This window comes from Pseudomonas sp. DP-17 (assembly GCF_022380625.1).
Lineage (GTDB): Bacteria > Pseudomonadota > Gammaproteobacteria > Pseudomonadales > Pseudomonadaceae > Pseudomonas > Pseudomonas nitroreducens_A.
In genome coordinates, this window is sequence record NZ_JAKSXG010000017.1 from 92090 (window position 1) to 115267 (window position 23178).

At 65.8% G+C, this 23178-nt stretch carries 16 protein-coding genes; 7 read left to right on the top strand and 9 right to left on the bottom strand.

From position 1 onward, the window contains the following. Positions 1-72: 72 nt before the first annotated feature. From MJ122_RS26600 to thiI, 7 genes are all read right to left on the bottom strand, one after another. Positions 73-678 carry a DUF924 family protein gene (locus MJ122_RS26600; RefSeq protein WP_239746742.1) on the bottom strand — a complete coding sequence of 202 codons (606 nt, stop codon included), beginning with the start codon at positions 676-678 and terminating at the stop codon, positions 73-75. After that, positions 678-1691, bottom strand: coding sequence for a class 1 fructose-bisphosphatase (locus tag MJ122_RS26605; RefSeq protein ID WP_017517185.1), 1014 nt, complete (start codon positions 1689-1691; stop codon positions 678-680). The genes MJ122_RS26600 and MJ122_RS26605 overlap by 1 nt, the downstream gene beginning before the upstream one ends. A 232-nt stretch (positions 1692-1923) precedes the next feature. Further along, the gene (gene estP, locus MJ122_RS26610; RefSeq protein ID WP_239746745.1) at positions 1924-3831 is read right to left on the bottom strand and encodes an esterase EstP; all 1908 of its coding nucleotides are present in this window, start codon (positions 3829-3831) and stop codon (positions 1924-1926) included. A gap of 101 nt (positions 3832-3932) precedes the next feature. Beyond that, entirely contained in the window at positions 3933-5297 is a 1365-nt protein-coding gene (locus MJ122_RS26615) for a DUF3999 domain-containing protein (RefSeq protein WP_239746747.1), read from the bottom strand. After that, positions 5294-9010 carry a DUF2339 domain-containing protein gene (locus MJ122_RS26620; RefSeq protein ID WP_239746749.1) on the bottom strand — a complete coding sequence of 1239 codons (3717 nt, stop codon included), beginning with the start codon at positions 9008-9010 and terminating at the stop codon, positions 5294-5296. Before MJ122_RS26620 ends, MJ122_RS26615 begins: the two co-directional genes overlap by 4 nt. Positions 9011-9349: 339 nt before the next feature. Further along, positions 9350-11170: a translational GTPase TypA gene (gene typA / locus MJ122_RS26625; protein WP_017517181.1), complete on the bottom strand. Its 1821-nt coding sequence runs from the start codon at positions 11168-11170 to the stop codon at positions 9350-9352. A 170-nt stretch (positions 11171-11340) separates the two neighbouring features. Next, positions 11341-12795, bottom strand: a complete 1455-nt coding sequence (gene thiI / locus MJ122_RS26630; RefSeq protein ID WP_239746750.1) for a tRNA uracil 4-sulfurtransferase ThiI — start codon at positions 12793-12795, stop codon at positions 11341-11343. Positions 12796-13126: 331 nt separating this feature from the next. Here thiI and glnA point away from each other — a divergent pair, with 331 nt between their 5' ends. Together glnA and MJ122_RS26640 are read left to right on the top strand one after the other, a co-directional pair. Further along, positions 13127-14536 (top strand): glutamate--ammonia ligase, encoded by a 1410-nt coding sequence (gene glnA / locus MJ122_RS26635; RefSeq protein WP_017517179.1) that lies wholly within the window; start codon positions 13127-13129, stop codon positions 14534-14536. Between the two features lie 120 nt (positions 14537-14656). Continuing rightward, positions 14657-15067: a hypothetical protein gene (locus MJ122_RS26640; RefSeq protein ID WP_239746751.1), complete on the top strand. Its 411-nt coding sequence runs from the start codon at positions 14657-14659 to the stop codon at positions 15065-15067. Positions 15068-15079: 12 nt separating this feature from the next. Here MJ122_RS26640 and MJ122_RS26645 read toward each other — a convergent pair whose 3' ends face one another. Beyond that, on the bottom strand, positions 15080-17287 hold the full coding sequence (locus MJ122_RS26645; protein WP_239746752.1) for a mechanosensitive ion channel domain-containing protein: 2208 nt from the start codon (positions 17285-17287) through the stop codon (positions 15080-15082). A gap of 192 nt (positions 17288-17479) precedes the next feature. On the opposite strand from MJ122_RS26645, the gene MJ122_RS26650 reads away from it, so the two are divergent. The 4 genes from MJ122_RS26650 (at position 17480) to ntrC (ending at position 21337) form a co-directional block, all read left to right on the top strand. Further along, positions 17480-18028, top strand: a complete 549-nt coding sequence (locus tag MJ122_RS26650; RefSeq protein WP_088420239.1) for a DUF4124 domain-containing protein — start codon at positions 17480-17482, stop codon at positions 18026-18028. 2 nt (positions 18029-18030) lie between these two features. Then, on the top strand, positions 18031-18621 hold the full coding sequence (locus tag MJ122_RS26655; protein ID WP_239746754.1) for a DUF4124 domain-containing protein: 591 nt from the start codon (positions 18031-18033) through the stop codon (positions 18619-18621). A gap of 206 nt (positions 18622-18827) precedes the next feature. Continuing rightward, positions 18828-19904 (top strand): nitrogen regulation protein NR(II), encoded by a 1077-nt coding sequence (gene glnL / locus MJ122_RS26660; RefSeq protein ID WP_026078815.1) that lies wholly within the window; start codon positions 18828-18830, stop codon positions 19902-19904. A 2-nt stretch (positions 19905-19906) separates the two neighbouring features. Then, positions 19907-21337, top strand: a complete 1431-nt coding sequence (gene ntrC / locus MJ122_RS26665; RefSeq protein WP_239746756.1) for a two-component system response regulator NtrC — start codon at positions 19907-19909, stop codon at positions 21335-21337. A gap of 323 nt (positions 21338-21660) precedes the next feature. Here ntrC and trmL read toward each other — a convergent pair whose 3' ends face one another. After that, the gene (gene trmL / locus MJ122_RS26670) at positions 21661-22122 is read right to left on the bottom strand and encodes a tRNA (uridine(34)/cytosine(34)/5-carboxymethylaminomethyluridine(34)-2'-O)-methyltransferase TrmL (protein WP_088420233.1); all 462 of its coding nucleotides are present in this window, start codon (positions 22120-22122) and stop codon (positions 21661-21663) included. Positions 22123-22174: 52 nt separating this feature from the next. Between trmL and MJ122_RS26675 the strand changes: the two genes are divergently transcribed. Continuing rightward, the gene (locus tag MJ122_RS26675; protein WP_239746758.1) at positions 22175-22573 is read left to right on the top strand and encodes a hypothetical protein; all 399 of its coding nucleotides are present in this window, start codon (positions 22175-22177) and stop codon (positions 22571-22573) included. The last annotated feature ends 605 nt before the right edge of the window (positions 22574-23178 follow it).

Genomic DNA, 23178 nt, shown 5'->3' on the forward strand with positions numbered 1-23178 from the left:
GACAACTCCATTTTTTGAGGGGCCCAGCCCACAGCTTGGCACAGGGCAGCCGGAAAGGCCGCCGGCTTGGAGTCAGAAACGTGAGCCAGGTTCCGTGAGGAACACCGCTTCTTCAGCGGTGGACTCACGGCCGAGGATGGCGTTGCGATGGGGGAAGCGGCCGAAGCGCTCGATCACCACCTGATGCTTGCGTGCATAGGCGAGGTACCCGGCGAACACGACCTTCTCGCTGTCGCTGGATTCCGCCTGCAGGGCTTCGAACAGGCGCACCGCCTCGTTCTGGCTGGCCAGGTCCTCGGCGTGCTCCAGGACGATGTAGACGAACACACGCTCGATACGCGGCAACTGGCGGTCGAAACCGGCCTCCAGCCCCTGGCGCACCAGTTGCTGGGCGCGGGCGTCGCCGGCGTAGGCTCGCGGAGAATCGCGGAAGACCATGCGTGGCAGCTGGTCCAGCAGCAGGATCAGGGCCAGCCAGCTCTGTGGCTCGCGCTCCCACTCCTGCAGACCACCGTCCAGGGCCTGGCGCACCAGGCCGCCGAAACGGTTTTCCGAGTCCACGTCCTGGCAGGCGCTCTTGCCGAACCACAGCGCGTTGCGCTGGGCGGCGACCTCATTGGCATCCAGCGCAGTGCCGAACCACCAGTCGAGCAGCATCTGCCAGGGCGTGGTGGTCATCAGCCTTCCTTGTGGTAGGCAGTGGCGCGCTCGACTTCTTCCTTGGAGCCCAGGAACACCGCGACGCGCTGGTGCAGGTTCTCCGGCTGGATGTCGAGGATGCGCTGGTGACCGTTGGTGGCGGCGCCGCCAGCCTGCTCGATGATGAAGGACATCGGGTTGGCTTCGTACATCAGGCGCAGCTTGCCGGGCTTCTCCGGCTCGCGGGAATCGCGCGGGTACATGAATACGCCGCCACGGGTCAGGATGCGGTGCACGTCGGCCACCATGGAGGCGATCCAGCGCATGTTGTAGTTCTTGCCCAGCGGGCCTTCCTTGCCGGCCAGCAGTTCGTTGACGTAGCGCTTCACCGGGGCCTCCCAGTGGCGCTCGTTGGACATGTTGATGGCGAATTCGGCGGTGCTGGTGGGGACGGTGATGTTCTCGTGGGTCAGCACGAAGCTGCCCAGCTCGCGGTCCAGGGTGAAGCCCTTGACGCCGTTGCCCAGGGTCAGGATCAGCATGGTCTGCGGGCCGTAGATCGCGTAGCCGGCGGCAACCTGCGTGGTGCCCGGCTGGAGGAAGGCCTCCTCGCGCAGGCTGTCGTTCTGGCTGAGGTACTCATGGGGGCAGCGCAGCACGGAGAAGATGGTGCCGACCGAGACGTTGACGTCGATGTTGGAGGAGCCGTCCAGCGGATCGAAGACCAGCAGGTAGGCGCCCTTGGGGTACTTGCCCGGGATCTGGTAGGGGTGATCCATCTCCTCCGAAGCCATGCCAGCCAGGTTGCCGGCCCACTCGTTGGCTTCAAGGAGGATCTCGTTGGAGATCACGTCCAGCTTCTTCTGTACCTCACCCTGCACGTTTTCGGTGCCCATGCTGCCCAGCACGCCGCCCAGGGCGCCCTTGGAAACGGCATGGCTGATTTCCTTGCAGGCGCGCGCGACCACCTCGACGAGGAAGCGCAAGTCGGCCGGGGTGTTGTGACTGCGGGTCTGCTCGATCAGATAGCGGCTCAGGGTAACGCGGGACATGGAAGGCTCCAGGGGAGAAGGTAGAAAAAATCAGGGCGCATTCTAGCGTGGAAAAGACCGCGACGCCTCCTGCACGGTAGGGTCGCCGAATGCTTGGAGCCCGCCGCGCACGGGCAGTTCCCCAAAGGCGATCGGCCCCGCGACCTTCGGCCGCGCGGCGAGCAGTACAGTGGAAAGAAAACGGGGTGACGGCCGCAACCGCCCGTCACCCCGCGACGCTCGGATCAGCCGATCAGAAGTCCAGGCTCAGCGCCAGGTTCACGCCCTGGGCCAGATCGTCGCTGCTGCGGTGCGCGCTGTAGCCGCCGCGCAGCGAGAGTTCCGGGGTCAGCTTCTGGGCGAAGCCGATGGTGGCGCGCTGCAGGTGGCTCTGCGGGGTGTAGCCCTGCAGGCTGAAGCCGACGTCCGGCAGGCTGGTGAAGTTCATCCCGACGTTCTGGGTATCGTCAGCGTACTCGCGCTCCACCGCGACCTCTCCGAACAGCTGGGTGTCCGGGGAGAGCTCCAGCTTGCCTTGCAGACCGACGCCGAGGCGGCGGGAGTAGCGTTTCTGCTCGTCATAGGCCAGCGCGGTGGAACGGCCACTGTCCTCTTCGTAGCCGTCCACTTTCACCCGCGCCCAGTCGGCGCTGACGAACGGCGACAGGTGCCAATTCTCGCCACCCTGGGCGATGTCGTAGCCCAGGCGACCGCTGAAGGCCAGCAGGTTGCCGTCGGTGTCGGCCTTCTCTTCGACCTCGTGGTTGATGATGGTGAACTTGCGGTTTGCCTCATCGAAGTCGAGCTTGCCGCCCGTGACAGAGGCATCGGCCCACCAGCGGTTTTGCTGGAACTGCACGAACAGGCTGCCCAGGTAGCTGCCCAGCTTGTAGTCGGAGTCGTCCGCGCCCAGCTCCAGCTTCTGCCGGTAGAAGCCCAGCGAGCCGCCGATGCGCCAGGCTTCGTCGAGGCGATAGCTGGTGCCCAGGGTCAGGTTGGCGCCATAGCCGTCGCCATCGGCTGCGCTGCCCTGGTCGTCGTAATCGAGGTGCTGCGCTCCCCCGGTGACGAAGCCGCGCCACTGGTTGACGCCCTGCCAGTTTTCCCAGTCCGCCAGCCACTGGCTGCGCAGTTGGTCCTGGTAGGCGTTGTACGTGCCCAGGGCCATTTCCGGCAGCATGGTCGCTTCCCAGGGGGCGGAGAGCACCGAATAGGCGTAGTCGGCGATGAGGCTCTGGCCGGCGATGGTCGGGTGCACGCCATCGTTGAAGATCAGCTTGGTCGGATCGGGCTGGGTGCCGTGGCGGCCGTACACCGGGTTCTCCGGGCAGCTGTTGCCGCTGAAGCAGGTGCCGATCAGGTTCTGGTCGGTCGCCAGGCCATAGGCGCCCGGGGTGGCCAGCACTTCCTTGAACATCGCCGGGATATTCAGCGGGATGACGTTGGCGTTGGAGGCCGCGAGCTGGCTGACCAGTTCCTCGTTGAAGATGCCCGACAGCTGGGTGCCGAAGGATTGCAGCGCGGTTCCGTTGGTGGCCGGCGTCTGCCCAAGGTCGGGCAGCAGCCAGACCATGATGTAGCGCGCACCGGCGTTGTGCAGCGCATCCACGCTGTCCACCAGGCGGCCGGCTGCAGCACGGGCCGTCGGGTCGTTGGTGATGCGCAGCTGGAGGAAGTCGTTGCCGCCACCGGTGAGGTAGTACAGCGCATTCGGATCGGCGCGGTTGTTCACCAGGTAGCCATCACGGGTGCGGCTGGTGGAGCCGGAAGTCACCACCGAACCGCCGGCAGCGGTGATCGAATCGTAGATCTGGTCGGTGCGGTAGCCGCCGACCGCCCAGTTGTTGCCGTCCACCGTACCGGGGACCAGCGAAGTCGAAGGGTTCAGGTCGGTGCCGCCGATACCCAGCTTGCCGCCCAGGATCATCGGTGCGGTGGGGCCGAAGATTTCGCCGCTGCCGTCCAGATAGGTCGGGCCGACGCGGTTGGTGAAGCGGGTACTGGCACCGGCGGGGCCGCCGGCATCGGCGAACTGGCCGGAATCGCTCAGGCTGTCGCCGAAGACGACCAGGGTGGAATACGGCGAAGGGGCTGCGGAGGCCTGAGTGGCAATGGCCATCGCGCATGCAGCCGCCAGCGGGGTGAGCGCCTTTCTGATCATTCTGCTACTCCATGCTTTGTTGTTATTCGGCAATCAGAACAAGCAAGACAGTATCAGAATTTCTACAAGCGACACCCCTATCTTGCGGCGATCCGCGTCGATCAGCCCGCCTGGCGGTTATTTCGCAGCAGGCTCAGCGCCATCAGCGCGAGCAGGCCGACGCCCGCCAGCAGCAGCGCCCAAAGGCCGTAGCGTTTCCAGCTGGTATCGGCTTTCGCGACATCGGCAGGCAATGGTGTCGCCGGCGCCTGCAGAGTGCCCTTGAGCCGCGCCTCGCCCATGCTCGCCAGGCGCTTGGGCTCGTAGCCGGGCACCAGGGTGGTCAGTGGCAGGCTGGCATCGCTGAGGGAGCCGCTGCCCACCGCCAGTTCATAAGGCTCGCCGCCGCGGGCGAGGAACACCAGTTCGCTGGCACGAACACCCACGCTCAGGTGCGCCGTCGAACCGCCCAGGCCGCCGCCGCGCGCATCCACCTGCAGACGCAGCTGGCCAAGGGGAGTGCCGGGCAGTTGCAGCTCCTCCTGGGTGATCTCACCGCCCTGCCCCGGCAGGCGATACAGCACGCCGCGCGCCAGCGGCGTCCATTTCACGTTGCCGTCGTGGCGGCCGGAGATCACCACTGGCGCCAGGGTGTTGTCCTGCTGCAGGGGAATCCGCACGCGTTCCACCGGCAGCGCCAACGGCAGGCTCCAGCTGAAGTCGCCATTGTTGTCGGCCTTGGCCGCCAGCGGCTCGGACCAGAGCATCGGCACCGGGCCGCTACTGCTGCGACTACCGCTGAGCGTGGCGCCGACCAGTTGCGCGGCCTGCTCCGGCGATTCCCACCACAGGCGCAGATAGCGCGCCGTCTCGCCGGGCAGCGCAATGTCGTTCTGCTCGATGCGCTGGCCGTTGAAGTCCAGCCGCGCCAGCTGCCCTTCGCCGAGGGAGCGCCAGTGCTCCAGGTCGTCGCTGGCTTCGATGCGCAGGCGCTGGAAGCCGTCGCTGTCCGCGGTCCAGTCCAGTTGCAGGCGATCCAGCGGCAGGTCGCCGGAACCGGTTTCCAGCAGCCAGCCGCGCAGCACCTGGGTCTTGTCCTGGGCAGGTGCGTTCGGGGTGATTTCGAGGATGGTGCCGGTGGTGCTGCGGACGATTTTCAGGTTGTCGCCGGCCGCGCTGCCAGAGGCGCCGCGCAACGGGAAGATGCGCGCCTGCACTTCACTGCGTACCTGCTTCTCACTGGCCGCACTGGTGCGCAGGCTGTAGGGCAGCGCCTCGCCTTCGGCGTTGAAGATGCGCACGTCGCGCAGGTCGCCATGGCGGGCGGCGAACAGCACCTCGATGGGCAACTGCACGCGGTACCACGGGCCGTTGCCGGACACCTCCAGCGGAACGCGATGGGCGAAGTCCGCCGGAGTGGGTGCGGCGCTGGCCTGGTTGCCCAGCAGGCAGGCACCTGCAAGCAGGGCAAGGGGGATGAGCTTCATGCGGAGGGTTGCTCCTGTTGCGAGAGTTCTTCGGCCGCCGACCGGCGCGGCGGCAGCGGCGCGAAGTAGCCGACGATCAGCATCAGCACGCCGACGCCGATGAAGGAAATGATGCGTTCCAGGCTGCCGCCGCTGGCACGGTCGACGAGGAACAGCTTGATCACCACGACCACCAGCAGCACCGCCCCGACCAGCCAGAAGTCGCGGCGACCGCGCAGGTGCCCGGCGATCATCAGGCCCAGCGCAATCAGCGCCCAGACGATGGACAACCCGGCCTGTACCAGCATGGACTGGCTCAGGGAATCGAACTCGAACGGCACGCCGCCCCAATGGTGCGCGGTGCGGCACACAGCCATGGTCAGCAGGGCGAACAGCGAAGCACCGAGCACCGCCTGTACCGGCAGGCGCAGGGTCGATTCGGCGACGCCCAGTTGCGGCAGGCCCAGGCGCGTCCATTGGAAGATCGCCGCCAGCACGATGAGCATGCCCAGCTCCAGCGGGTTCACCAAGGGCAGGTACGGCAGCGGGTCGGCGGCGCCGTTGCTGAACAGGTTGACCAACCAGAACCAGCCCAGCAGCGCCAGGGCCACCGGGGCGGCAGCGATCGCGCGGTACTCGCGCTCGAAGGCCGCCACCGGCCACGGCAGGCGCGCCACGCCCCCCATGAGGATCAGGAACAGGCTCGGCACCAGCGCCCAGCCCAGCCAGCGCCAGGCGTTGTAATGCTCGGCCAGGGCGAAGAACAGGTAGCGCAGCTCCAGCGCCAGCACGCCGAGGATCAGCCAGCAACCCAGAACATGGGCTGCCTGTGCCGCACGCTGCGGCAGCAAGGCGTCGAGTCGGCGCAGGGTGAGGAAGTGCACCGCGAACACCGCCAGCCAGCCGAGCCAGCCCAGTTGTGCCAGCGGGTGATAGTCCAGGTTCCAGGCACTGGCCAGCGCCACCAGCGACACCGGCACCAGCGCCAGGCACAGCAGCGCCAGCGCGCGCCACTGCTCGCGGCGCGCCAGCAGCGACCAGAGACCGACGCTGACCGCCGCCACCAGCAGCGCCACATGCTCGCGCATCTCGCCGGGCACGAAGCGGGCAACTTCCCAGACAGTGGTCAGCGCCCACCAGCCAGCGCCCCACACGAGCAGCAATTGCGACAGTTGCTCCAGCCCGAGGCCGCCCAGCGCCAGGTTGTGCTCGCGCTCACTGGCGCGATGCAGGCGCCAGGCGCCGATCAACGCGGCCAGCGCCAGCACCGCAGGGGTCCAGAAGCCCATGTGCGCCAAGGGCGCCAGCCCCTCGCTGGGCAGGTCGCCGAACAATACCGAGCCGCCGAGCAGAAAGGCCCCGGCGCCGATCACCTGCAGCACCAGGCCGAAGACGAACGCGGCGCGCTGCTGCAATTGCAGGCTCAGCCAGAGGATCAGCAGGCCGCTGCCGGCCCAGACGGCGGCGGCGGTCTGCCACGGCAGCACGAAAAGCACGGCGAGGTTGATGAAGGCCAGGCCCAGCAGCAGGACGACGCTCAGGCCGAGCATCAGCCGGCGATCATCGCGCACCATCGAATCACGTGCTGCGATGAGCATGGCGGCGATCAGCGCCAGGCCGATCAGCGAGGCGGTGACCAGCCCGCGCCAGCCCGAACCGAGCACACCACTACCTTCCTGGGCGCCGTGCAGATGCAGCAGGAACACCGCACCGCCCAGCAGCTGTACCGCGAAGGCGCAGGCCAGGAAGGTACGCGAACGCAGGCGCAGCGCGGCAAACAGGGTCGCCAGCCCGGCGACGGCCCAGGCCATGGCCGTGCCGTCCGCGCCCATCAGCAGGGGTGCGATCAGGTAGAGGAAGGCCAGGCCGAAGGCCGCCAGCAGCGGGCGGGCGTTCGGCTCCCAACTGCGCAGGGTCTGCGGATCGGCATTGCGCAGGTTCCAGAAGCTGAACAGCAGCGCCACGCCGAGCATCAGTGCGCCTAGCGGTGCGCCGTCGAGCAGGGTCAGCGACAGCGGGTTCATCTCCAGGCCGGCAAGGAAGGCCAGCGCCGCGCCCACTTGCAGCAACAAGGCAAAGATCCGAGCCAACGGCCGCTGCTGGCGCAAGCCGAGCCAGAAGATGCCGGCGCCTTCCACGGCCCAGGCGGCCGAGGTCCAGCGCGCATCCAGCCCCAGCGGGATCGCCAGCGTGCCGAATACCACGCCCAGCGCCAGGCAGGTTTCCACCAGCAGCAGCGCGCGGCCGGCGGTGCGCCCGGCCAGCAGGCGGGCGAGCACCATGTAGAACAGGCCCAGCACCAGGGCGCTGAACGCCGCGCCGAATGCCAGGTGCTGGATGATCGCGTATTGCAGGCCGAAACCCACCAGCGGCGTGCCGAACAGCACGGTGCCGTCGACATAGTCGGTCTGCCGCGCCGACCAGCGCAGCAGCGCCTCACGGGAATCGTCCTCCGGCGCACCAGCCGCCTGGCGCAGGCGACGGCGGGCGAACAGCAGGCCGATGGCGACGTAGGTGAGGAAGAACAGGATCAGGAACGGCTCGGTCGTCCCGAACAGCTCCGGCTTGTACGAGCGCAGCCCCCAGGCGAGGCCGATGCCGAAGGTGCCGAAGAAGCCTATCAGGTTGAGCATCCGCCAGGCCTTGAACCAGGCGATGGCGAAGATGCCGGCGTTGAGCAGGGCGAAGTAGCTGAACAGCGCGACATGGCTGCCACCGCCGGTGGACGCCAGGATCGGCGCGGCGAAACCGCCCAGTGCGGCAGCGGCGGCGAGCCCCACGGCATCCTGCAGGACGGCGAGGATCGCCGAGAACAGGGTGACCGCCACCAGCAGCACGAAGCCGGCCTTCGGGTCGATCAGCACTTCACCGTGGTTCATCGCCGGGTACAGCTTGATGCTGGCGAACACCGTCAGGTAGAGCACGGCGACGCCGGTGCCCTGGAGGATCAGCGCATAGGCCGGGCGCCGGTGGCGCAGCCACCAGCCGAGCCCGAGCAGCGCCAGCGCAGCAGCGGCGGTGCCGAGGTACGGCCCTTGCGGCGGCATGGTCATGCCTTCGGTGGCGTAGCGCAGCAGGAAGGCCAGGCCGAGGAACAGCAGCACCACGCCGACGCGCAGCACGGTGTTGCCACCCAGCAGCCAGTCACGGGCGGCGCCGAAGGCACGATCGAACAAGGATGGAACGGGCGGCGGCGGTGGCAGCGCAGGAGCGGCAGGAGCCGGCTGCGACTGAGCCATGGGCTCCTCGTCGCGGGCCTGGGCAACTGGCTTTTCCATCGGCTCGAGCACCGGATCGGACCACTCGATGGGCGCTTCCACCCGTGCGGCAGCCGCCGGGACAGGCGCCAACTCGTCGGTGGGCAGCTCGATGTTCCAGTCCAGCTCAGTGGCAGCGGGTGCGCTGACGGGCGCCTCGACCTCGGGCTCGTCCCCGGTCGGCCCGACCGGCATCTCCGGCGCGACGTCCCCGACGCTGGCCGGCGAAGGCGCCTGCCCGGCCGCGCCCCGCTCCACCTGCAGCAGCCGCTCATACAGAACCCTGGTGCCCTGGTCGAAGCGCTCGCCGAAGGCCTTCAGCTCACCGCGAAGGCTGGCGTTCTCCCGTTGCAGGCTGTGCAGCGCGAAGGTCTGCCCCAGCGCGAGGCCGACCACCGCGCCCAGTACCGCGCCGGTGATCGATTCGCCCGCAGCGGCGCCGATGACCAGACCGACCAGCATGAAAATCCATTGCATGCTTTCAAATCCTTGAGGTTCTGTGCGAATCCATCCCAAGCCGGACGGCAACGTCCGGCGAGCAGAGTATATCGGCCTGACTCCCAGGCCTGCGTCCACTGACTCTCAGCTTCGAATATTCTGACGTCGCGAAGTTGCCTCGTAGCCACGCCTCACTGAAATTTCAAAGACGGGGCTGCCTTTCGTAAGAGCGAGCTTGCTCGCGAACCGCCCAGCTTAACTGCCGCCGGAGAATCCTTTCGCTAGCAAGCCCGCTCCGACAGACCCAGTGAAGCTGCCTGGAAGACAGGCAAAAAAAAAGCCGGGCAGATGCCCGGCTTTTCCTTGTTACCCGTCGAATCAGACCTTGGCGCGTTCGTAGCGCTTGCGGTCGTTTTCGTTGAGCAGTTTCTTGCGCAGACGGATCGACTTCGGCGTCACTTCCACCAGCTCGTCATCGGCGATGAATTCCAGCGCCTGCTCCAGGGTGAAGCGGATCGGCGGAACCAGGGCGATGACTTCGTCCTTGCCCGAAGCGCGCATGTTGTCGAGCTTCTTGCCCTTGGTGGGGTTGATCACCAGGTCGTTGTCGCGGCTGTTGATGCCGGCCAGCTGGCCTTCGTAGATCTCGTCGCCTGGGCCGAGGAACAGCTTGCCGCGGCTTTGCAGGGTTTCCAGCGAGTAGGTCAGCGCGGTGCCGGTGGCCATGGAAACCAGCACGCCGTTCTGACGGTTGGTCACTTCGCCGGCCTTGATCGGGCCGTAGTGGCTGAAGGTCGAGGTCAGGATGCCGGTGCCCGAGGTCAGGGTCAGGAAGTTGTTACGGAAGCCGATCAGGCCACGCGCCGGGATGGTGTATTCCAGGCGCACGCGGCCCTTGCCGTCGGGGATCATGTTGGTCAGATCGCCCTTGCGCAGACCCATCTGCTCCATCACCGAGCCCTGGTGCTGCTCTTCGATGTCGATGGTGACGTTCTCGTACGGCTCCTGCTTCTCGCCTTCGGCGGTCTCGATGATGACCACTTCCGGACGGCCCACGGCCAGCTCGAAGCCTTCACGGCGCATGGTTTCGATCAGTACCGAGAGGTGCAGCTCGCCACGGCCGGAGACCTTGAACTTCTCCGGGGAGTCGCCTTGCTCGACGCGCAGGGCCACGTTGTGCAGCAGTTCCTTGTCCAGACGATCCTTGATGTTGCGGCTGGTGACGAACTTGCCTTCCTTACCGGCGAACGGCGAGTCGTTGACCTGGAAGGTCATGCTCACGGTCGGCTGGTCGACGGTCAGCGGCGGGCGCGCTTCGACATTCTGCGGGTCGCACAGGGTGTCGGAGATGTACAGCTCGTCCATGCCCGAGACGCAGACGATATCGCCGGCTTCGGCTTCGGCGACTTCGATGCGCTGCAGACCGGAGTGACCCATGATCTTCAGGATGCGGCCGTTGCGCTTGGTGCCGTCGTCGCTGATGGCCACGACCGGGGTGTTGGTCTTGACCTTGCCGCGGGCGATACGGCCGATGCCGATCACGCCGAGGAAGCTGTTGTAGTCCAGCTGGGAGATCTGCATCTGGAACGGGCCGTCGACGTCGACTTTCGGCGCCGGGACGTGGTCGATGATCGCCTGGAACAGCGCGTCCATGTTGTCGTCCATCTTCTCGTGGTCCATGCCGGCGATGCCGTTCAGGGCACTGGCGTAGACGATCGGGAAGTCCAGCTGCTCGTCGGTGGCGCCGAGGTTGTCGAACAGGTCGAAGATCTGGTCGATGACCCAGTCAGGACGCGCACCCGGACGGTCGATCTTGTTCACCACGACGATCGGACGCAGGCCGGCCTTGAAGGCCTTCTGGGTCACGAAGCGGGTCTGCGGCATGGGGCCGTCCTGGGCGTCGACCACCAGCAGTACGGAGTCGACCATGGACATCACGCGCTCAACCTCGCCACCGAAGTCGGCGTGGCCGGGGGTGTCGACGATGTTGATGCTGTAGTCGTTCCATTTCAGGGCGGTGTTCTTCGCCAGGATGGTGATGCCACGCTCTTTTTCCTGGTCGTTGGAGTCCATCACGCGCTCGTTTTCCGCTTCTTTGCGGTCGAGGGTGCCGGACAGGCGCAGGAGCTTGTCTACGAGGGTGGTCTTGCCATGGTCGACGTGGGCGATGATGGCGATGTTGCGCAGTTTTTCGATCACAGTGTCAGTCTCGATAGTGAATCTTCGGCTGCCGTTTTCGGCAGCGGGGGCCGGGCCGTGGCGCGGCGGTGCAAAAGGTCAGGGCGTGAGCCTACGCACCGAATGTGTCGGGAGGTCGGTGGCGGATACTGCCGCCGAACAGTCCGGGCTGGCGGCGTTGGTCCGCGCCTTTATTGCGGACGGTAAACACGCACATTGGTGTGCCCTTCATTGACCAGGTGGTGGGCGTGCAGGCGACTCATCACGCCCTTGTCGCAATACAGGAGGTACTGGCGGTTGGGGTCCAGTTCCTTGAACTTGCTGTTGATCGCGTAGAACGGCATGGCCAGGACTTCGATGCCTTCGAGGGCCAGCGGTTCATCTTCCTGGGCATCCGGGTGGCGGATGTCCACCACGATCTGGCCGGCCAGCACTTCGTCGACCATTTCCACCGACAGGTCCTTGCCCAGCTCGTCGATCACGCGGTCGACGGTCATCTGGGTGGAACGCTCCAGCGCACGGTCAAGCACGGCCATGTCGAACTTGGTTTCTTCGTGGTCGACGCGGTACGGCTTGGCCTGGGTGGTCGGGTTCACCGAAATCACACCGCAATATTCCGGCATGTGCTTGGCAAACTCGGCGGTGCCGATCTGCGTCGCGGTGTCGATGATGTCCTGCTTGTGGCTGACGATCAGCGGGCGCAGCACCAGGGTGTCGGTCACCCGGTCGATCACCGAGAGGTTCGGCAGGGTCTGGCTGGACACCTGGGAAATCGCCTCGCCGGTCACCAGCGCGTCGATCTCCAGACGCTCGGCCACTCGACTGGCGGCGCGCAGCATCATGCGCTTCAGGGTCACGCCCATGTAGCTGTCGTCGACCTTGGTGAGAATCTCGCCGACCACTTCCTCGAAGGGCACGCTGACGAACAGCACGCGCTGGGAGCTGCCGTACTTCTTCCACAGGTAGTGCGCGACTTCCATCACGCCCAGCTCGTGGGCACGGCCGCCGAGGTTGAAGAACACGAAGTGGCTGATCATGCCGCGGCGCATCATCTGGTAGGCCGCCACGGTGGAGTCGAAGCCGCCGGACATCAGCACCAGCACCTGCTCCAGCGCGCCCAGCGGGTAGCCGCCCAGGCCATCGTGCTGGGCGTGGATCACGTAGAGGCGGTCATGGCGGATTTCCACACGCACTTCCACTTCCGGGTTCTTCAGCGAGACGCCCGCCGCGCCGCAATGCTGGCGCAGGCCACCGCCGACGTAGCGCTCCACATCTATGGAGGTGAAGGGGTGCTTGCCGGCGCGCTTGCAGCGCATGGAGAAGACCTTGCCCGGCAGCTTGTCGCCGAAGTGGGCCTTGCACTTCTCGAGGATGTCGTCGAAATCGCCCAGCGGGTACTCGTGCACTTCCAGGAAGTGGCCGATGCCCGGCGTGCAGGTCAGGCGCTCGATCATCTCGCGCAGGGACCTGGGGTCGGTGACTTTGGTCTCGACCTCGAGGTTGTCCCACTCGCCTTCGACCAGCAGCTCGGGGTCGAGGTCGCGGAGCACCGTGCGAATGTTCTTCGCCAGTTGCCGGATGAAGCGCTTGCGCACCGGCCGGCTCTTGATGGTGATTTCCTGGAAGACCTTGACGATGAGTTTCATGCGGATCGGGCGATTGCCATGGGACTGAAAAAAAGGGGCGGAATTATATCCGAAATTGCTCAAGACTTGAGCAGAAATCGGAGACTTTCTTTTTAGTGCACCAAAATGGACTCGCGCACCACGATCAGGCACCAAAGCAGTGCACCCGTATCGCGCATTTCTCTATAACACCTGCTACAGCCCGTGATTTCAGGGGCCCTGCCCATTTATGGGCACTGGCACGCAACTTGCTCTCTTGTGAGGCAGGTTGCCCTGGCGGAGTATTCCGGCCGGCATCACCCGATACTGGGGCACAAAAAGCTCCCAGCTCTAATCCCTCCTGGAGGACAGCATGTCGTACAAGTCGCAACAACTGATCAAAGATCATGACGTGAAGTGGGTTGACCTGCGCTTCACCGATACCAAAGGCAAGCAGCAGCACGTCACCATGCCCGCCCGCGACGCGCTGGACGACGAGTTCTTCGAAGCCGGCAAGATGTTCGATGGCTCCTCCATCGAAGGCTGGAAGGGCATCGAAGCCTCCGACATGATCCTGCTCCCGGACGACAGCACCGCCGTGCTCGACCCGTTCACCGAAGAGCCGACCCTGATCATCGTTTGCGACATCATCGAGCCGAGCACCATGCAAGGCTACGAGCGCGACCCGCGCAACATCGCCAAGCGCGCCGAGGAATACCTGAAGTCCACCGGTATCGGCGACACCGTATTCGTCGGTCCGGAGCCGGAGTTCTTCATCTTCGACGAAGTGAAGTTCAAGTCCGACATCTCCGGCTCGATGTTCAAGATCTTCTCCGAGCAGGCTTCCTGGAACACCGACGCCGACATCGAGACCGGCAACAAAGGTCACCGTCCGGGCGTCAAGGGCGGCTACTTCCCGGTACCGCCGGTCGATCACGACCACGAAATCCGTACCGCCATGTGCAACGCCCTGGAAGAAATGGGCCTGGTCGTGGAAGTTCACCACCACGAAGTGGCCACCGCTGGCCAGAACGAGATCGGTGTGAAGTTCAACACCCTCGTTGCCAAGGCTGACGAAGTCCAGACCCTGAAGTACTGCGTGCACAACGTTGCCGACGCCTACGGCAAGACCGTGACCTTCATGCCGAAACCGCTGTACGGCGACAACGGCTCGGGCATGCACGTACACATGTCCATCTCCAAGGATGGCAAGAACACCTTCGCTGGCGAAGGCTATGCCGGCCTGTCCGACACCGCCCTGTACTTCATCGGCGGCATCATCAAGCACGGCAAGGCCCTGAACGGCTTCACCAACCCGGCTACCAACTCCTACAAGCGTCTGGTTCCGGGCTTCGAAGCCCCGGTCATGCTGGCCTACTCGGCTCGCAACCGTTCCGCCTCGATCCGTATTCCGTACGTCTCCAGCCCGAAAGCCCGCCGCATCGAAGCGCGCTTCCCGGACCCGGCTGCCAACCCCTACCTGTGCTTCGCCGCTCTGCTGATGGCGGGCCTGGACGGCATCCAGAACAAGATCCACCCCGGCGACGCCGCCGACAAGAACCTGTACGACCTGCCGCCGGAAGAGGCGAAGGAAATCCCGCAGGTTTGCGGCAGCCTGAAAGAGGCGCTGGAAGAACTCGACAAGGGCCGCGCGTTCCTGACCAAGGGCGGCGTGTTCACCGACGAGTTCATCGATGCCTACATCGAGCTGAAGTCGGAAGAAGAAATCAAGGTGCGCACCTTCGTGCACCCGCTGGAATACGACCTGTACTACAGCGTCTGATCCACGAATACCTATAAATAGCGACAGTATTAAGGCCTCCTTCGGGAGGCCTTTTTTATTGCCGGCCACATCGACCCTGGCTGGATTTCAATCCGTCGCCACGACCCGGGAAGGGTTCCGATGCACTATTTGTCCCGAATTCTGCCCCTGCTGTTCTGCCTGCCGCTTTCCGCTCACGCGCTGACCGATTGCAACGATGTGCAAGATCGCGACTTGCAGCGAATGTGCGAGGCAGTGAAGAGCGGAAGCATCACGGACTGCAACAGCATCGGCGACCGTGACCTGAGGCGGTACTGCGAGGCGAAGGTTGCGCCCGACAACGGCAGGACCGATTGCAACGATATCCATGACCGTGACACCAGCCGGCAATGCCAGGCCATCGTCACCAATAACCCCGGCGACTGCGAAAGCATTGATGACCGCGACATGCGCCGCACCTGCCGGGCCATGACCAGCGGCACCGCGGCTGATTGCGACGGCATCGATGATCGTGACCTGCGCCGTACCTGCCGCGCGCTGAAGACGCCCTGAAACCCGCCGGTTTCAGATCCCACCGTCGACTGGCACACCTTGCTCCTCGTCGTCCTCGCGGCGCGATTTGCGCATACGCGAGAGCTGCACGTTCAGGCGCGGCATGGAGAGCTCCAGCCCGGCCTTGTCGAGCTTCTGCCGCAGGCGCAGGTTGAAGGCGCGCTGCACTTCCCACTGGCGGATCGGCGCCGTCTTGAAGCGGAAGCGCAGGATCGCCTGGCCGGCGTCGAAGCTCTCGATGCCCTGGATTTCCAGCGGCGACCAGATGGCGCGGTTGATGGTGCGGTCGCCGCGCAGTTCGCCGGAGACTTCCTTGACCAGCGCCAGGGCATCGTCGATGGGCATGCTCGCCGGCACCGGCCAGCGGAACATGGCATAGCCGAACTGCCGCGAGTAGTTCTTGATGCTCTTGATCTCGCTGAACGGGATGGTGTGCACCACGCCGTCCAGGTCGCGCAGGCGCACGGTGCGGATGGTCAGGCCCTCCACCGTGCCGAGGTGGCCGCCGACGTCGACGTAGTCGTCGATGGACAGCGAGTCCTCGATGATGATGAACAGGCCGGTGATCAGGTCCGCCACCAGTGATTGCGCGCCAAAGCCGATAGCCAGACCGATCACGCCGGCACCAGCAAGCAGGGGCGTGACGTTCATGCCCATATTGGCCAGGGCAACGATCAGGGCGATCACCGCGATGGTCACGAACAACACGTTGCGGATCAGCGGCAGCATGGTCAGCGCGCGGGCATTGGCGCTCTTCTTGCCGCCCAGGCCGAGGCTGTGCTGCACCGCGGTGTCGGTGAGGATCCAGACCAGCCAGGCGACCAGCAGGGTGGTACCGAAGCTGAACAGCTTGAGACTGATCTGCGAGCCATCGCCTTCGGCGAAACGAATCAGCGACATGCCCCAGACGCGCAGGCCGATCTCCAGGAAGATCAGCAGGCTGGCAATGTGCAGCAGTGTGTAGCCGAAGCTCTGCAACTGTTCGATGTACGGCGCATGGCGACGCGCACCGCGCCGAGCCGAGCGCTGATGGGCGCGGCGGATCAGGCCGTTGACGGTCATCGCCACCACCGCTACGGCGGCGCAGACCAGGGCGCGACGCAGGGCATAGCTGCTGTCGCCGGCGGTGACTATGGTGGCGAACAGCGAGATGCCCACCAGCACCAGCACCGGCAGGAACCAGATCGAGCCGATCAGCTCCACCAGGTCGCTCAGCCCGCGGCGCTTCAGGCGGCGCTCCAGCGGCTGGTTGCGGATCAGATGGGCAATGGGCCGGCGGAACTGCAGGACGAACAGCGCGGTGAGCAGCGCCGCACAGATGTTCGCCACCGAGCCGACGAACAGCGAGATGTTCATCCCCAGGCTCTCGATGACGCGTGGGTCGTGCATCACTTCGCCCAGCGCGGCGAGGCTGCCGATCAGCCAGAGCGGGCGGAACGCGCGGCGCCGCAGGATGTCCAGCGCGCGCATGCGGTGCGGGCCGCCGAGCAGCGACAGGGAGATCACACAGAGCGCGGAGAACAGCGTGCCGCACACCAGGGTGTAGGCAATCACCATCGCCACCAGCTTGCCCAGTGAGCTGGGCAGCACCACCGAGAGGTAGACGGTGATCAGGAAGGCCACCAGCCACGGGCCGAGCTTGCGCAGGGCGAACAGCAGCAGGTCGCGGGTCTTGGGGTGTTGCGGCAGTTCGTCTTCCAGGCCGAAGCGCTTGCGCATGCGCCCGGCAATCCAGCGCAGGCCAAGGGCGACGCAGGCCCAGATAAGGATGACCAGGGCGAAATCGAGGACCATTCCCGGCCATTCCGCCAGCGACGGGGTGCGCGCGTCCAGTTCGAAGCCGGCGCCCTGGAACAGTTCGGACCAGCGCACCAGCGGGCTGTTGGCGCCCTCGAACTGACGCTCCAGGCTGCCCAGGGTGTCGCCGATCAGGCCGAGCACGCCGCCCTGGTCGTCCGAACTCTTCTTCGTCGCGTCGCGCAGTTGCTTGAGCTTCTTCAGCAGATCGGCGCGCTGCTGATCGTTCTCCAGGGTCTTGATCACCTGGTTCAGCGACTGTTCCAACTGGGCGTCACTGACCTTCGCCTCGCCACCCCCCGTCACCCCGGCCAGCGGCCCGGGAAGCGCCGCCAGCGCGGGCCCGGCGACGGACAAGCCGAGGCCCAGGCAGCACAGCAGCAGCCATTGACGAAACAGGTAACGAATCGGACTCACAGGCATACCCCACCAGGATGGAAAATCAGGCTCGGGCGCATCATACAGACGCCGGCGCCACGCTCGGACCCGTCCCGCCCAGGAAAGGTCCCCCACGAGCAGCAGCGCACAACGCGCGGCGCCCTGCTGAAAGACAATAGGCAACTTGCCAGCTGCCGTCGGCAGTGCAAGGCTTGGCAGACCATCCGGAGGTTCTTCATGCGCCTGATACTCACCGCCCTGCTGCTCGCCGCCGCATTGCCAGCCAGCGCGCAGATCTACAAGTACACCGATGCCAACGGCAAGACGGTGTTCACCAACCAGCCGCCGACCAATGTCGACGCCAAGCCGGTGGAGCTGCCGCCAACCAACACCGTCGGCCCGCAGGCGCCGGTCGCCGCACCCGCTACCAGCGGCACCGAGAACCAGGCCACCGGCGCCTACCAGATTCTCGCGCTGAGCAACCTGCCCGACGATGAATCGATGCGCCAGAACAACGGTACCTTCATCGTCAACGTCGTGGTGCAGCCTGCCCTGGCGCCCGAGCACCAGCTGCAACTGCTGCTGGACGGCCAGCCCTACGGTACGCCGACCAGCAGCACCGGCATCGGCCTGCAGGAGATCGACCGGGGCGATCACACCCTGGCCGTACAGGTGCTGCAGGGCAGCCGTGTAATCCAGACCAGCTCGCCGGTGAGCTTCACCCTGCAGCGCATCAGCACCAACAGCCCGCAGCGGCCCCGGGTCCAACCCAGGACGGGCGGCTGACGATGCGCTTCCTGCTGACCCTCCTGTCGGTGCCCCTGTTGTCGGCGCTGTGCTGCCTGCCGGCCAGCGCCGAGGTCTACACCTACATCGACAAGGACGGTAACCGCGTCTTCACCGACCAGCCGCCGCGCGGCAATGCGCAGAAGATCGACATGACGCCGCGCAACGACCCGCTCAAGTCGCCCAATGGCTTTCGCATGCCGCCGCCGCTCTACGCGCCGGCCACCCCTGCGCTGCCACCGGGCCCGCCGGCCTATCAGCTGCTGCGCATCATCGTGCCGGAGCCCGATGCCACGGTGCGGGCCAACGATGGCGTGCTGATCGTTTCCGCCACCAGCGACCCGGCCCTGCTGCCCGGCCATCTCTACCGCCTGCTGCTGGATGGCAAGCCCGTCGGCGAGCCTGGCCGCAGCCCGGTGTTCCCGCTGAACAACGTCGAGCGAGGCACGCACCAGCTGTCGGTGGAAATCATCGATACCCTCGGCCGCACCATCGAACAGACCCCCAGCCAACCCTTCCACATGTTCCGTGTTTCGGTGGCAGAAGCGGCCGACCTGGACACCTCCCACCCGCTGACCGCCGCCGACCGCTGACGCGGTGTGCGGCCCGGCACAAACGCACCATATCGGTGCATGCGCCTGCACCACTTTCTATACTCTCCCCATTTCGGGTCACTTCCGCTCACCGGATCGGCTGCCTGCGCACCGCAAATCAGCGCGATGCCGCGAAATACGCGTCTTTTCAGGGCCTGGTTTGCTTTTTGCATTTTCCCGCACAGTCTTGGGACATCTCTTACGCCATGCCTACAGAAACCCAGCTCCGCCTGTTGCTCGACAACCTCACCACGGCGGTGATCCTGCTCAATGCCGAGCTGCGCCTGGAGTACATGAACCCGGCGGCGGAAATGCTCCTGGCGGTCAGCGGCCAGCGCAGCCATGGGCAGTTCATCAGCGAACTGTTCACCGAATCGCCCGAGGCGCTGCAGTCGCTGCGCCAGGCGGTGGAAGAGGCACACCCCTTCACCAAGCGCGAAGCGACCCTGACCTCGCTGACCGGCCAGACCATCACCGTGGACTACGCGGTGACGCCGATTCTCGACCGCCGCAATACCCTGCTGCTGCTGGAAGTGCACCCGCGCGACCGGCTGCTGCGGATCACCAAGGAAGAGGCGCAGCTGTCCAAGCAGGAAACCACCAAGTTGCTGGTGCGCGGTCTGGCCCACGAGATCAAGAACCCGCTGGGCGGCATTCGCGGCGCGGCGCAGCTGCTTTCCCGCGAGCTGCCGGACGAATCGCTGAAGGACTACACCAACGTCATCATTGAAGAAGCCGACCGCCTGAGGAATCTGGTGGACCGCATGCTCGGCTCCAACAAACTGCCGCAGCTCTCGGTGACCAACGTCCACGAGGTGCTGGAGCGCGTGTGCAGCCTGGTGGAAGCCGAAACCCAGGGCAGCATCCCGCTGGTGCGCGACTACGACCCGAGCATCCCTGACCTGCTGATCGACCGCGAGCAGATGATCCAGGCGGTACTCAACATCGTGCGCAACGCCATGCAGGCGATCGCCGCGCAGAACGAACTCAGGCTGGGGCGCATCACCCTGCGCACCCGCACCCTGCGCCAGTTCACCATCGGCCACACGCGCCATCGCCTGGTGTGCAAGGTGGAGATCATCGATAACGGCCCCGGCATCCCGGCCGAACTGCAGGACACCATCTTCTATCCCATGGTCAGCGGCCGCGCCGACGGCACCGGCCTGGGCCTCGCCATTACCCAGAACATCATCAGCCAGCACCAGGGCTTGATCGAATGCGACAGCCATCCGGGCCACACCGTATTCAGTCTGTTCCTGCCCCTGGAACAAGGAGTCCATTGACCATGAGCCGATCAGAGACCGTCTGGATCGTCGACGACGACCGCTCCATCCGCTGGGTACTGGAAAAAGCCCTGCAGCAGGAAGGCATGACCACCGTCAGCTTCGACAGCGCCGACAGCGTGATGAGCCGCCTGGGCCGGCAACAGCCGGACGTGATCATCTCCGACATCCGCATGCCCGGCTCCAGCGGCCTGGACCTGCTGGCGCAGATCCGCGAAGTACACCCGCGCCTGCCGGTGATCATCATGACCGCGCACTCGGACCTGGACAGCGCCGTGGCCTCCTACCAGGGCGGCGCCTTCGAGTACCTGCCCAAGCCCTTCGACGTCGACGAGGCCGTCTCCCTGGTCAAGCGCGCCAACCAGCACGCCCAGGAACAGCAGGGCCTGGAAGCGCCGGCCAACCAGACACGCACTCCGGAGATCATCGGCGAGGCGCCGGCGATGCAGGAGGTGTTCCGCGCCATCGGCCGCCTCTCGCACTCCAACATCACGGTGCTGATCAACGGCGAGTCCGGCACCGGCAAGGAGCTGGTCGCCCACGCCCTGCACCGCCACAGCCCGCGCGCGGCCTCGCCGTTCATTGCGCTGAACATGGCGGCGATCCCCAAGGACCTGATGGAATCCGAGCTGTTCGGCCACGAGAAAGGCGCCTTTACCGGCGCGGCCAACCAGCGCCGCGGACGCTTCGAGCAGGCCGACGGCGGCTCGCTGTTCCTCGACGAGATCGGCGACATGCCGGCCGACACCCAGACCCGCCTGCTGCGCGTGCTGGCGGACGGCGAGTTCTACCGCGTGGGCGGCCATACGCCGGTGAAAGTGGACGTGCGGATCATCGCTGCGACCCACCAGAATCTGGAGAACCTGGTGCGCGAGGGCAAGTTCCGCGAGGACCTGTTCCACCGCCTGAACGTCATCCGCGTGCACATTCCGCGGCTGGCGGACCGCCGCGAGGACATCCCGGCGCTGGCCCGGCACTTCCTCTCCCGCGCCGCGCAGGAACTGGCGGTGGAGCCCAAGCTGCTCAAGCCGGAAACCGAGGAATATCTGAAGAACCTCGGCTGGCCGGGCAACGTGCGCCAACTGGAGAACACCTGCCGCTGGATCACCGTCATGGCATCCGGCCGCGAGGTGCACGTCGATGACCTGCCGCCGGAGCTGATGACCCAGCCGCAGGACAGCCTGCCGGCCGCCAACTGGGAACAGGCCCTGCGCCACTGGGCCGACCAGGCGCTGGGGCGCGGCCAGTCCAGCCTGTTGGACACCGCCGTGCCGGCCTTCGAACGGATCATGATCGAGACCGCGCTCAAGCACACCGCCGGTCGCCGCCGCGACGCCGCCGTGCTGCTGGGTTGGGGCCGCAATACCCTGACCCGCAAGATCAAGGAACTGGGCATGAAGATCGACGGCCCGGACGACGACGGCGAGGACTGAAGTCCTTCCACGACAAAGGGGCCGAATGGCCCCTTTTTCTTGCGCCGCGCCGTCCCAAAACGGTCCTGGCCGGTGGACGGCGTGGGCTGAACGCGGTCATAGCCCGGCAGCACCCGCCCCAGAACCTGTGGATAACCCTGTGCATGGCGTGGGGAAGGAACGTGCTACAGCCCAGAAGACGCGCGGTCTGCGAGTTTGCAGGGTTTCTGTGCAGGAAATTCCGGGTTGCCCACACCTGCTGTGCGCCCGCCTGTGGATAAGCTTGGGGCAAGCCGCCGCGCTCCCCGCCCGGCGCGGGTTTGCGCGGATCGATCAGAAAACGCTCAATCCATCGAGAAACCGTGCTGGCGCCAGGCTTCGTAGACGGTCACCGCCACGGTGTTGGACAGATTCAGGCTGCGGCAGCCGGGGCGCATCGGCAGGCGCACGCGCTGTTCCGGCGGCAGGGCGTCGCGAACCTCTTCCGGCAAGCCACGGCTTTCCGGGCCGAACAGGAAGGCATCGCCGCGCTCATAGGCCACTTCGTGGAACGGCTGCGAACCCTTGGTGGTGAAGGCGAACAGGCGCGGCTGGCCGAGCAGCTCCAGGCATTCTTCGAGGCTCGCATAGCGGCGGACGCTGGCGTATTCGTGGTAGTCCAGCCCCGCGCGGCGCAGGCGCTTGTCGTCCAGCTCGAAGCCCAGCGGCTCGATCAGGTGCAGGCTGCAACCCGCATTGGCGCACAGCCTGATAATGTTGCCGGTGTTGGGGGGGATTTCCGGTTGAAAAAGGATTACATGGAACATGCAGCGCTCCGAGCCTGAGAACGGCGGGCATTCTACCTCCGCCAGGGAGCAAATGCGGCCCAGGCCCTGGCTGAAGGTACTGCTTTCGTTGGCCGTGCTGGGCCTGCTGCTGGGGCTGATGCTGGGCCGGCTGGTCAACCCGCCACGGGAAGGGCCACCGCTGATCCTTGCCCTGGAGCCTTCTGCAGAGGGATTGGTACTCACCCTTGACGCACAGCCCGCCGTACGCGCCGGCCATCTGGAAGGCGCCCTGGCGCTGCAGATAGAGGCCAGCGGCAAGGCCCAGCAGGGTCAGCTGCGAATCGGCGACGCGCCGGTGCGCTGGAAGCTGGAGCCGCAAGGGACGGGGGTTCTGCTGACGCTGCTGTCGACCCGCCGCCTGCAAGGCGCCTGGGACAGCGCCGAGGTCGAGGGCCGTTGGCGACTGACCATCCGCGCACGGCCCGAATAAAAGCGGGGTTTTCCCGGCCTGCCTGGTCCGGGGCCCCGAAGCGGGAAGCGAACCCTTCCAAAGGGGTTCGCGGACATAAAAGAGGGGTTTACCCGGCCTGCCTGTACCAGGACCCCTAACGGGTGCGCGGCTCGCCATGGCGTGCCTGCGGGCATAAAAAGGGGGCTTTCCCGGCCTGCCTGTACCAGGACCCCCGAACCGGCTGCGTCGGCCACCGCTTCGGGCGGCACGCTCGCAAGTTGTAAAAGAGGGGTTCCCCAGCCTGCCTGTACCGAGGCCCCTGAAATCGCTGTTGTCAGGGATACTGCAGAGGGCGTGCCAAGATTGGCAGCGCCGTCGGACGGCATCTGGCGAGAGCGGCTACAGGCCAGTAACGGCGGGGCTTTTGGCGATTCCCCATGCGTCCGCAGCGCAGCCCCCGGGAGTAAATGCCGAAGCGATAGCCCGTCGCCAGCCTGCGCCCCTCTAGTGCGCACGCACCAAACTTGAACGCCTGGACTCGATCTGCAGGAGCGGACTCCGTCCGCGATGGGTCCGCATTCCGCCGGGGCCATCGCGGACGAAGTCCGCTCCTACGCTCCCCTGTTAACCTCGGCGCTGAATCG

Excerpts from the sequence above, each read along its gene's own strand:
- MJ122_RS26640 (WP_239746751.1), top strand. The coding sequence starts at position 14,657 with ATGCACTATTTGTCCCGAATTCTGCCCCTGCTGTTCTGCCTGCCGCTT.
- trmL (WP_088420233.1), bottom strand. The coding sequence starts at position 22,122 with ATGTTCCATGTAATCCTTTTTCAACCGGAAATCCCCCCCAACACCGGC.
- MJ122_RS26650 (WP_088420239.1), top strand. The coding sequence starts at position 17,480 with ATGCGCCTGATACTCACCGCCCTGCTGCTCGCCGCCGCATTGCCAGCC.
- glnA (WP_017517179.1), top strand. The coding sequence starts at position 13,127 with ATGTCGTACAAGTCGCAACAACTGATCAAAGATCATGACGTGAAGTGG.
- MJ122_RS26615 (WP_239746747.1), bottom strand. The coding sequence starts at position 5,297 with ATGAAGCTCATCCCCCTTGCCCTGCTTGCAGGTGCCTGCCTGCTGGGC.
- MJ122_RS26675 (WP_239746758.1), top strand. The coding sequence starts at position 22,175 with ATGCGGCCCAGGCCCTGGCTGAAGGTACTGCTTTCGTTGGCCGTGCTG.
- MJ122_RS26600 (WP_239746742.1), bottom strand. The coding sequence starts at position 678 with ATGACCACCACGCCCTGGCAGATGCTGCTCGACTGGTGGTTCGGCACT.
- MJ122_RS26645 (WP_239746752.1), bottom strand. The coding sequence starts at position 17,287 with ATGCCTGTGAGTCCGATTCGTTACCTGTTTCGTCAATGGCTGCTGCTG.
- MJ122_RS26605 (WP_017517185.1), bottom strand. The coding sequence starts at position 1,691 with ATGTCCCGCGTTACCCTGAGCCGCTATCTGATCGAGCAGACCCGCAGT.
- ntrC (WP_239746756.1), top strand. The coding sequence starts at position 19,907 with ATGAGCCGATCAGAGACCGTCTGGATCGTCGACGACGACCGCTCCATC.
- MJ122_RS26620 (WP_239746749.1), bottom strand. The coding sequence starts at position 9,010 with ATGCAATGGATTTTCATGCTGGTCGGTCTGGTCATCGGCGCCGCTGCG.
- MJ122_RS26655 (WP_239746754.1), top strand. The coding sequence starts at position 18,031 with ATGCGCTTCCTGCTGACCCTCCTGTCGGTGCCCCTGTTGTCGGCGCTG.
- thiI (WP_239746750.1), bottom strand. The coding sequence starts at position 12,795 with ATGAAACTCATCGTCAAGGTCTTCCAGGAAATCACCATCAAGAGCCGG.
- estP (WP_239746745.1), bottom strand. The coding sequence starts at position 3,831 with ATGATCAGAAAGGCGCTCACCCCGCTGGCGGCTGCATGCGCGATGGCC.
- glnL (WP_026078815.1), top strand. The coding sequence starts at position 18,828 with ATGCCTACAGAAACCCAGCTCCGCCTGTTGCTCGACAACCTCACCACG.